Origin of the sequence: Pseudomonas sp. Sample_16 (assembly GCF_004307665.1) — a bacterium.
Classification (GTDB): domain Bacteria; phylum Pseudomonadota; class Gammaproteobacteria; order Pseudomonadales; family Pseudomonadaceae; genus Aquipseudomonas.
In genome coordinates this window covers 1-10,454 of the sequence record NZ_RCOB01000223.1, presented here as the reverse complement: position 1 = coordinate 10,454, position 10,454 = coordinate 1, and the positions used below count along the sequence as shown (strand labels likewise).

Sequence of the window (10,454 nt, the reverse complement as noted above, 5' to 3'; positions counted from 1 at the left end):
CCCAGCGGATTGATGTCGTAGCTCACCAGCAGGTTTTTGGTCTGCTGATAGTGATCGAGCATCATCTTGTGGTTCTCGCGACCGACGCCGGACTTCTTGTAGCCACCGAACGCGGCGTGCGCCGGGTACAGGTGGTAGCAGTTGGTCCACACCCGACCGGCCTTGATCGCCCTACCCATGCGATAGGCGCGGTTGATGTCGCGGGTCCACAGGCCGGCACCGAGGCCGAACTCACTGTCGTTGGCAATCGCCAGGGCCTCGGCTTCATCCTTGAAGGTCGTCACGCCCACCACCGGGCCGAAGATTTCTTCCTGGAACACGCGCATCTTGTTGTGGCCCTTGAGCAAGGTCGGCTGAATGTAGTAACCGCTGGACAGGTCGCCCTCCAGACGCTCGGCCGCACCGCCGGTGAGCAATTCAGCGCCCTCCTCCTGGGCAATGGTCAGGTACGAGAGAATCTTGTCGTATTGCTGCTCGGACGCCTGGGCGCCGACCATGGTCTCGGTGTCCAGCGGGTTGCCGCGCTTGATCTTGACGATCTTCTTCATCACTTCGGCCATGAACGGCTCGTAGATCGATTCCTGCACCAGCGCCCGGGACGGGCAGGTGCAAACCTCGCCCTGGTTGAAGAATGCCAACACCAGGCCTTCGGCAGCTTTTTCGATGAACGCCGGCTCGGCGTTCATGATGTCTTCGAAGAAGATGTTCGGCGACTTGCCGCCCAGTTCGACGGTGGACGGGATGATGTTCTCGGCGGCGCAATGCATGATGTGCGCGCCCACCGGGGTCGAGCCGGTGAAGGCGATCTTGGCGATGCGCTTGCTGGTGGCCAGCGCTTCGCCCGCTTCGCGCCCGAAACCCTGGACGATGTTCAGCACGCCCGCTGGCAGCAGGTCAGCGATCAGCTCAGCGAAGACCATGATCGACAGCGGCGTCTGTTCGGCAGGCTTGAGCACGATGCAGTTGCCGGCGGCCAGTGCCGGGGCAAGTTTCCAGGCGGCCATCAGCAGCGGAAAGTTCCACGGAATGATCTGCCCGACCACACCCAGCGGTTCGTGGAAGTGATAGGCCGTGGTCAGTTCGTTGATTTCCGCCGCCCCGCCTTCCTGGGCGCGAATGCAGCCGGCGAAGTAGCGGAAGTGGTCGGCCGCCAGCGGCACGTCGGCGTTCAAAGTTTCGCGCACGGCCTTGCCGTTGTCCCAGGTTTCGGTGACGGCCAGGACCTCGAGGTTCTGTTCGATGCGGTCGGCGATTTTCAGCAATACCAGGGAACGGTCCTGGGCCGAGGTCTTGCCCCAGGCATCAGCAGCAGCATGGGCGGCGTCGAGGGCTTTTTCGATGTCGGCGGCGCTGGAACGCGGGAACTCGGCGATCACTTCACCGTTGACCGGCGAGGTGTTGGTGAAGTATTCGCCATCGATCGGCGCGACGAACTCGCCGCCGATGAAATTGCCGTAGCGCGGTTTGAAGGTAATGACGGCGCCTGGGGTTCCGGGTTGTGCGTAGATCATGGTGGGCCTCTGTCTGGGTCGATGCCTGTCGTACTGACAGACGATGAGCCGATACTAGAGAGCCCCGCGTGCCAGACGAATGCATCGTTGGCAGGAGGGACTCTCGTTATTTGGTAGTAGGTGATCGTTCCCACGCTCCGCGTGGGAATGCCTCAACGGACGCTCCGCGTTCGGCTTTTGGGACGCAGAGCGTCCCGGGCTGCTTTCCCACGCAGAGCGTGGGAACGATCAATTGCAGCGATCAGTGCTTGGCGACCAGGTCTTTGGGCAACTTGAACGTCCAGAGCATGCCGCCCTGGTTGAAGTCCTTCACGCGCTTGGCCACTTCGCCGCCCCACAACGGCACCGCGCCGCCCCAGCCGGACAGCACCGAGACGTATTGTTCGCCGTCCATTTCCCAGGTCACGGGCGAGCCGAGCACGCCGGAACCGGTCTGGAACTCCCAGACTTTCTCGCCGGTCTTGGCGTTGAACGCCTGCAGGAAGCCTTCGGGCGTGCCGGTGAACACCAGGTTGCCCTTGGTGGTCAGCACGCCGCCCCACAGCGGCGCGTAGTTCTTGTGACGCCAGACTTCCTTGCCGGTTTTTGGGTCGATGGCGCGTAGCACGCCGATGTAGTCCTCGTTCAATGGCTTGATGGTGAAACCCGCGCCGAGGAACGCCGCACCTTTTTTGTAGGCGATGCCTTCGTTCCAGATGTCCATGCCCCATTCGTTGGACGGCACATAGAACAGTCCGGTGTCTCTGTTATAAGCCATCGGCATCCAGTTTTTCGCACCGAGGAACGCCGGCGCAACGAACACCGAGCTGCCCTTGGCTTCGGAACCCGGGGCGCCGGGACGGCTGGCTTCGTTGTAGATCGGCCGGCCGTCCTTATCCAGGCCGGTGGCCCAGGTGATCTTGTCCACGAACGGGAAGCCACGGATGAATTTGCCGTTGGTGCGGTCGAGCACGTAGAAGAAACCGTTTCGGTCGGCCGTGGCCGCTGCCTTGATCTCCTTGCCGCCTTCGCTGTAGTTGAACGACACCAGCTCGTTCACGCCATCGTAGTCCCAACCGTCGTGGGGCGTGCTCTGGAAGTGCCACTTGATGGTGCCGTCGTCCGGATTGAGCGCCAGGCGCGATGAAGAGTAGAGGTTGTCGCCAGGGCGCAGGTGCGAGTTCCACGGTGCCGGGTTACCGGTGCCGAACAGCAGCAAGTTGGTTTCCGGGTCGTAATAACCGCCGAGCCAGGGGGCGGCACCGCCGGTTTTCCAGAGGTCGCCAGGCCAGGTCTTGCCCGCCTCGCCGCCAGAGATGCCGTTCTCCACCGCTTTGCCGTCCTTGTAGACGTAGCCCATGTGGCCTTCGACCGTTGGCCGCGACCACAACAACTGACCATTTTTCGGATCGTAGGCTTCGATCTTGCCCACAACGCCGAACTCGCCGCCGGCCACGCCGGTAATCAGCTTGCCATTGATCACTAGCGGCGCTGCGCTGATCGAATACCCTTCCTTGTGGTCGGCGACTTTCTTGCTCCAGACCACCTTGCCGGTGTCCTTGTTCAACGCCACGAGTTTGGCATCGAGGGTGCCGAAAATCACCAGATCGCCGTACAGCGCAACGCCACGGTTGATCACGTCACAGCAAGGGCGGATGTCATCGGGCAGGCGTGCATCGTATTGCCAGAGTTTTTTGCCGGTGCGTGCATCCACGGCGAACACCCGCGAGTAGGAACCGGTCAGGTACATCACGCCGTCCTTGACCATCGGCTGCGCTTGCTGGCCACGCTGTTTTTCTCCGCCGAAGGAGAACGCCCAGGCCGGCCGCAGCTCCTTGACGTTGTCGACGTTGAGAATATCCAGCGGGCTGTAGCGCTGCCCCTGAACGCCCAGGCCGTTGGTCACGACCTGCTCCGGGTTCTTTGGGTCCTGGAGAATGTCCTGGTCGGAAACCCCGGCCAAGGCCTGGCCGGACAACAGCATGGCACTGAGCAGCAGGCTCAAGACGAAGGGCTGGCGACGTGCGGGTTGGGTCATGACGGCTTCCTCTGCGGATTTTTGTTATGCCCGGGAAATTTTCCCGGTCTGGTGCAGATTCTTGGGCGCCGCCGCCCTGGCCACAATTGGCCGCAATGTGGAGATTTCTAGTTCCTTGGTACAGGTTCGGAGGAGATGAGTGCTGACTGATCGTTCCCACGCGGGAGCGTGGGAACGATCATTGCCTGTTATTCGCGGCGGAATCGACACGGGGCATTTGTGCGCGCTCGTAGCGCGGGTACAGATGACTGACGCTGCGGATCAGTTCGTATCGGCTCAGGTTGATCCCGGCGAAGCGTTCAGGGATGGGGCTGCGGATCATCTCCGCCATGTCGTGGCCATTGGCGGCACCGTCGCGCATGAGCTGATCGAGCCAGTTCAGGTAATCGCGCATTTGCTCGAAGGGTTGTCGATCGCTCGCCACCGGTCCATGGCCCGGCACGACGTGTGTCCAGGGCAAACCCTGGAGGGCGGCGATGTCCGCCAGCCATACCGACAGCCCGGGACTGTTGGGCGTGGTCAATGCCCGCTGATAAAACACCAGGTCCCCGGCAAACAGCACACCGGTTCGCTGGTCGAGAATAGCCAGATCCGCGCCCGTATGCCCACCCAGGCTCAGCAAGCGCAGATCATGATTCCCAAAACTTTTCACACCAGGGGTCAGCGTCAGCGTCGGCAATACCACTTCGGTACCGCGCATCCAGTCGCCGACCATCCGGTACATGTTCTCGGCCATGGCATCGCCTTGCCGATGCAACAGCTCGGTGGTGCCGGCCAAAGCGCCGATCGGCACGTCACTGAAGGCCTGATTGCCCAGCACATGGTCCGGGTGGTGATGGGTCAGCAAGACCTCGATCACCGGTTTATCAGTGGTGCTGGCAATCGCCTTGCGCATCGCTTCGCCGTAGCGCTTCGACGGGCCGGTGTCGATAACCACCACGCCGCGCTCGGTGACGATGAACGCGGTATTGACGATGTTGCCGCCGTTGGTCTTGGCGAAATTGTCGGTACTGCCCTCCAGCAGCCAGGTGTCCTCGGCGATCTGCCGGGGCTTGAGCACGTATTCCAGGTCGGCCATGACCGGCAGGCTGACGCTTAACACCATCATCAGGATCCAGCGCATGCCACGCTCCTTGGGGTCAGGGGATCGACGCATCGAACTCATTGCCGCTGTTGTCCCGCAGCAACAGCCGCGTTTGCCCTGCCCCCTCGATATCGAACGCCAGGCTGGGATTTTCACTGACGGCAGGAAACAGCTCCAGCCGGGCCAGCACTTGCTCGTTGTGGTCGCGCAACTCGGCATGGTTGATGAAAAATTCCGGAATGCCGCTGACCATGCCGTTGTCCATCGGGTGGGCTATCTGCATACGCAAGCGGCTGAACCCGTCCCGGGGATAGCGCCCGCCGAGCACTTCGCCGATGTGCTCCTCCCAGCCCGGTTGAGTGCGCACCACACTTGGCGCGGTGCAGCCGCCACCCGCCGCGTCGATCAGGGCTGAACCGACATGCCACACGCCGTCGCGGGTCAACACCGCTGCGCGCAAGGGCGTTGCCTGCTCAATGCGAATGCGCAATGACAGCCAGGGTAAAACCGAACCCAGCGGCTGGAAGTCGACGATTTTCGGCAGCGGGTTCAACTCTGCCCAGGCGAGGATTCTCACCACATCGCCCTTGAACGCCCGAGCGTCGATTTCCAGCGGCACCTGCCGGGCGTCTTCGGCAAACGGCGGTGCGAGCAACTTGACCCGTTCATCAAAAACGAACGGCGCATTGCCGAGCAATTGCTGGTGATAGAACGCCCACATCACTGAAGGCACCGGGTCCTTACCGGGATCGATAGCGTGCGCCTGCGGGGCCAGGCTCAGCCAGCAGGCCAACAGACAACTCCCTCGCCATTTCATCGCCTGCTCCTATTGATACATCTCGGGCACGTCGTACCGCAGGCCGTAATGACCGTAGAGGGTCTTCAGCGTGCCGTCACGGATCAGGCCTTCCAGGGCCTCTTCCACGGCATAAGCCAATTGCCGGTTGCTTTCATGCACCGCCATGCCGATTTCCCACAGCTGTTTGCCCATGTTCGGGTACGCGTTCTCGGCCAGTGCTACTTGTGGGTCGGCTGCTTCATGCACCTGCCAGTCGATTTCGCCGCGCATGGCCATCACCGCGTCGACCTCACCGGCCTTCATCGCGGCAAATGCCTGGGGCACACCCGGATAGTGATGGGTCTTGCCGGCGAGCATGCCGTTGAATACCGAGGTCAGGTAGAACGACGGCACGCTGTCGACTTCAACGCCGATCGGGTGCTGCTCGAACACCGCGACGCTGGCCACCTTGTCCAGCCGTCGGCGGTCATAGGCCACCTGCCATTGTTCGGTCTGGTACGGACCGAACATCACCACTTGGCCGTTGACCAGCTCACCGAGCTCGTTGCGCTTCTGCGCGTAGTCATGGTCGTAGGGCACGCGCATCATCAGGTCGGCCAGTTGCTGGTTGTGCAAGGCACTGGCACGCCAGATGTAATCGCGCAGGTCGTCGTCGAGCTTTTCCCCGGCCGGCGCCCAGATCAGCGTCAGGCGCACGCCGAGCGCCTTGGCCAACGCTTCGGCGAGCTCGACATCGACGCCGCGAGGCTGCCCGTTACGCTCAAAGCTGTAGGGGGCAAAGTCCTTGTAGACCGCCACCTTCAACTCACCGGCGGCGATCATTTCGTCGTAGTTGCGTACCTGCGCGTGCACCACCTGCAAACACAGCGACAGCGCGCAGACCAACACCGCCAGCAGACGCATGGGTCACTCCTCGACGCGCACGGTATCCAGATAAGTGCGTACGGCCCACAGGGCTTCCTGACTCAGGTAATCCGCCATTTTCGGCATGTACACTCGACCGTCACGTACCGCGCCATGGCGCACACGCTCGACGAACCATTCATCGCCCGCCTCGCCGACATCCAGCATGCGCAAGTCCGGGGCGATGCCACCGGACTTGGCTTCCAGGCCGTGACAGGCCGCGCAGTTCTGGTTGTAGGCAGACGCACCGATCTCCACCGCCTTGTCGTGTTCCGGCGCGGCGCGATACGGGTTCACCGCGGCCCAGCCATCAGCATCGAGTTGCACCCCCGCATCCTTGATCGGGGTCAGGCCCTGGGTGGCGACGGCCTGCGGCACCACATTGCCGTGGGCCCAGGCGGAGCCCGCGCCGATAAGACCGGCCAACAGTCCGGTGATGAGCAAGGCGTTGCGTTTTGTTGTCATTGTTATGCCCTCTGGATTGCACGCAGAACCTCTTGGCTGAGGCTATGGCAGCCATCTTAGAAACGGCGCCGCACTCACCCCATGCTGCTTTGGTGGTCGCCACCTACTCCCTTGGTAGTAAGGCGCTGGATGGACGCCACCGGTACTTTCTGCATATTTTCACGGCACCACAGGCTTCCTATGCTGGCGCTAACGGTCATGGAGAACCTTATGCGCCAGCTTGCCCCTTACGCCCTGATCTACCTGCTGGCGATTGTTTGCGCCGCCGGCCTGGCCACCCGAAGCCAGGCCGCCGATGCGCCCCTGCAGGTGCGAATCGGCTACCTGGGTTACCGCCCCGATCCGGGTCCGTTGCTGTCGAACGTCATCCCCGAACCCACCGATGCCGGGCTGCGCGGCGCCGAACTGGCGATCACCGACAGCAACAGCACCGGGCGCTTTCTCAACCACGGCTACAGCCTGGTCAGCGCCAGCGTCGACAGCCCCGAAGCTTTGCTCGATGCGGCCAAGACGCAACATGAACAAGGCCTGCGCCTGTTCGTGGTCAATGCCCCCGCGGCCAGCCTGCGCCGGTTGAGTGCGGCACTGCCCGACAGTCTGCTGTTAAACGCCGGCAGTGCCGATGACAGTCTGCGCACCACCGATTGCCTGCCCAACGTGCTGCACACCTTGCCGAGCCGGGCGATGCTCGCCGATGCACTGGTGCAGTTTCTGGTGCTGCGTAAATGGCAACGGGCGCTGCTGATTGTCGGCCCGACGCCGGACGATCAAGCCTATGCCGCCGCCCTGCGCCGCGCAGCCAAGCGCTTCGGCCTGCAATGGGTGGCGGAAAAACCCTGGAGCTTCGATAACGACCAGCGCCGCAGCGCCCAGGCCGATATGCCGCTGTTCACCCAAACTGCCGAATACGACGTAGTACTGGTGGCTGATGAGCGTGGCGACTTCGGCGAATACGTGCCCTACCAGACCTGGTACCCGCGCCCGGTCGCCGGCACCCAGGGCCTGACCCCGGTGGGCTGGCACAAGACCGTGGAAACCTACGGCGCCGCCCAATTGCAAAAACGCTTCGAAGCCCTGAGCGGGCGCTGGATGAATGACCGCGATTTTGCCGCCTGGATGGCCGTGCGCAGCATCGCCAGCGCCGTGAGCAAGTTGCGCCAGACCGAGCCGATGGCGATCCGTACGCTGCAAATCAGCGACCAATTGCCCCTCGACGGTTTCAAGGGTCGCAAGCTCAGTTACCGGCCCTGGAACGGCCAGTTGCGCCAGCCGATTCCGATTGTCCAGCCCCGGGCGCTGGTCAGCACTTCTCCCCAAGACGGCTTTCTGCACCCGTTCAACGAAATGGACAGCCTGGGCTACGACAAGCCTGAGGTTACTTGCCGCTTTCCGTGATCCGATAACCACAACAACAAGGAATCTGCCATGCGCCGCACCCTGCTTTCATGTGCCCTGCTCTTCGCCGCCGGCCATGCCGCTGCCAGTACGGCCTGGGTCTCCAACGAAAAGGACAACAACCTGAGCCTGATCGACATGCAGACCCTGCAAGTCACCGAGACCCTGCCGGTCGGCCAGCGCCCTCGCGGCCTGCTGCTGTCCCATGACAATAAGCTGTTGTACATCTGCGCCAGTGACTCGGACCGCGTTCAGGTGATGGATGTGGCGACGCGCAAGATCATCAAGGAATTGCCCTCGGGCAAGGATCCCGAGCAATTTGCCCTGCACCCCAACAACCGCTGGCTGTATGTCTCCAACGAAGACGATGCACTGGTCACCGTGATCGACACCGAGACCTCCAAGGTGCTCGGTCAGATCAACGTCGGTGTCGAACCCGAAGGCATGGCCGTCAGCCCTGACGGCAAATGGGCAGTGAACACCAGCGAAACCACCAACATGCTGCACTGGATCGACACCAGCACCCAGACGCTGGCCGACAGCACCCTGGTGGATCAACGACCGCGTTTCGTTGAGTTTTCCCCGGACGGCGCTCAGTTGTGGGCTTCGGCGGAAATCGGCGGCACCGTGACCATTCTGGATGTGGCCAGCCGCAACGTGCTCAAGACCCTGAACTTCCAGATCAAGGGTGTGCACCCGGACAAGGTCCAGCCGGTCGGCGTCAAACTCAGCGCCGACGGCAAGTACGGCTTCGTCGCACTCGGCCCGGCCAATCATGTGGCGGTGATCGATGCCAAGACTTTCGAGATCCTCGATTACCTGCTGGTGGGTCGGCGAGTCTGGCAGATGGCGTTCACACCGGATCAGAAACAGTTACTGGCCACCAATGGCGTCAGCGGCGATGTCTCGGTGATCGATGTCGACAGTCTCAAGGTCAGCAAATCGGTGAAGGTCGGGCGCTATCCCTGGGGCGTGGTGGTGACGCCATGAACGCCCTTGAAGTCATTGACCTGAGCTTTGCCTATGGCGCCCGGGAGGCCTTGCGCAAAGTGAGTTTCGGCCTGGGGCCCGGGCGTTTCGCCGCGCTGCTGGGACCCAATGGCGCCGGCAAGTCGACCCTGATTGCCCTGCTGACCCGGCTCTATGATCTGCAACACGGCGAGATCCTCGTCGGTGGCTGTTCATTGCGCAGCGCGGCACGCCCGGCACTCAGGCAGTTGGGCGTGGTGTTCCAGCAAAGTACCCTCGACCTGGACCTCAGCGTCGAGCAAAACCTGCGTTATCACGCAGCGTTGCACGGTCTGTCCCGGCGTCAGACCGACCTTCGGGTCGACGCCGAACTGACCCGCCAAGCCCTGACCGAGCGCCGCCGAGAACGCGTACGCGAACTCAACGGTGGTCATCGTCGCCGGGTGGAAATTGCCCGCGCCCTGCTCCACCAGCCGCGCCTGTTGTTGCTGGACGAAGCCAGTGTCGGACTCGACCCGGCAAGTCGCCTGGCGCTCAATCAGCACCTGCGCAGTCTGTGTCGCGAGGAGCGCATCAGTGTGCTCTGGACCACCCACCTGCTCGACGAAGTGCAACCCAGCGACGACTTGCTGATCCTGCATCAAGGCAGACTGGTGGCCAGCGGACAGGCCAATGCCCTGAGCCTGGAGCACGGCGGTGACCTCGGCTCGGCCTTCACTCGCCTTACGACATCTGGGGTGGCCCAATGAACGCTTACTGGCAATGTTTCAGCGGTATCGTTTGGCGCGAATGGCTACGCTTTGTGCTGCAACGCACGCGATTTCTCAGCGCCCTGGTGCGGCCATTGCTGTGGTTGCTGGTGTTCGCGGCAGGCTTTCGTGCTGCATTGGGGATCGCGATCATCGAACCCTACGACACTTACATTCCGTACGAGGTCTACATCATTCCCGGCCTGGCCTGCATGATCCTGCTGTTCAACGGCATGCAGGGCTCATTGTCGATGGTCTACGACCGTGAAATGGGCAGTATGCGCGTGCTGTTGACCAGCCCTTTGCCGCGTACCTTTCTACTGTGCAGCAAGCTGCTGGCCACTTCACTGATTTCGCTGTTGCAGGTGTATGCGTTCCTGGCGATTGCCTGGGCCTATGGCGTGCGGCCACCGGCCATGGGCCTGTTGCTGGCGTTACCGGCGCTGCTGCTGGTGGCGTTGATGCTCAGCGCACTGGGCCTGTTGCTGTCGAACGCGATCCGCCAGTTGGAGAACTTTGCCGGGGTGATGAATTTCGTGATTTTCCCGATGTTTTTCCTGTC

General features: G+C 62.2%; 10 protein-coding genes. 4 read left to right on the top strand and 6 right to left on the bottom strand.

All coding sequences use genetic code 11. The annotated features are described in order from the left end of the window. The 6 genes from D8U69_RS29330 to pedF all read right to left on the bottom strand — a co-directional run. The coding region (locus tag D8U69_RS29330) for an aldehyde dehydrogenase family protein (RefSeq protein ID WP_130908659.1) at window positions 1–1,511 on the bottom strand (1,511 nt) is incomplete at its 3' end. A gap of 241 nt (window positions 1,512–1,752) precedes the next feature. Further along, the gene (locus D8U69_RS29325) at window positions 1,753–3,528 is read right to left on the bottom strand and encodes a PQQ-dependent methanol/ethanol family dehydrogenase (protein WP_056852892.1); all 1,776 of its coding nucleotides are present in this window, start codon (window positions 3,526–3,528) and stop codon (window positions 1,753–1,755) included. 178 nt (window positions 3,529–3,706) lie between these two features. Continuing rightward, window positions 3,707–4,651: a quinoprotein relay system zinc metallohydrolase 1 gene (locus D8U69_RS29320; protein ID WP_056852893.1), complete on the bottom strand. Its 945-nt coding sequence runs from the start codon at window positions 4,649–4,651 to the stop codon at window positions 3,707–3,709. A gap of 16 nt (window positions 4,652–4,667) precedes the next feature. Next, complete coding sequence (locus tag D8U69_RS29315; protein ID WP_130908658.1) at window positions 4,668–5,429, bottom strand: quinoprotein dehydrogenase-associated SoxYZ-like carrier; 762 nt, start codon at window positions 5,427–5,429, stop codon at window positions 4,668–4,670. Between the two features lie 9 nt (window positions 5,430–5,438). Next, window positions 5,439–6,314, bottom strand: a complete 876-nt coding sequence (locus D8U69_RS29310) for a transporter substrate-binding domain-containing protein (protein ID WP_130908657.1) — start codon at window positions 6,312–6,314, stop codon at window positions 5,439–5,441. 3 nt (window positions 6,315–6,317) lie between these two features. Next, window positions 6,318–6,779 (bottom strand): cytochrome c-550 PedF, encoded by a 462-nt coding sequence (gene pedF / locus D8U69_RS29305; protein WP_130904755.1) that lies wholly within the window; start codon window positions 6,777–6,779, stop codon window positions 6,318–6,320. 210 nt (window positions 6,780–6,989) lie between these two features. On the opposite strand from pedF, the gene D8U69_RS29300 reads away from it, so the two are divergent. The 4 genes from D8U69_RS29300 to D8U69_RS29285 all read left to right on the top strand — a co-directional run. Continuing rightward, window positions 6,990–8,174 carry an ABC transporter substrate-binding protein gene (locus D8U69_RS29300; RefSeq protein ID WP_130908656.1) on the top strand — a complete coding sequence of 395 codons (1,185 nt, stop codon included), beginning with the start codon at window positions 6,990–6,992 and terminating at the stop codon, window positions 8,172–8,174. A gap of 30 nt (window positions 8,175–8,204) precedes the next feature. Beyond that, on the top strand, window positions 8,205–9,164 hold the full coding sequence (locus tag D8U69_RS29295) for a YVTN family beta-propeller repeat protein (RefSeq protein WP_056852898.1): 960 nt from the start codon (window positions 8,205–8,207) through the stop codon (window positions 9,162–9,164). Next, window positions 9,161–9,892, top strand: a complete 732-nt coding sequence (locus D8U69_RS29290; protein ID WP_130908655.1) for an ATP-binding cassette domain-containing protein — start codon at window positions 9,161–9,163, stop codon at window positions 9,890–9,892. Before D8U69_RS29295 ends, D8U69_RS29290 begins: the two co-directional genes overlap by 4 nt. After that, on the top strand, window positions 9,889–10,454 hold a 566-nt coding region (locus D8U69_RS29285; protein ID WP_130908654.1), incomplete at its 3' end, for an ABC transporter permease. The genes D8U69_RS29290 and D8U69_RS29285, both read left to right, overlap by 4 nt.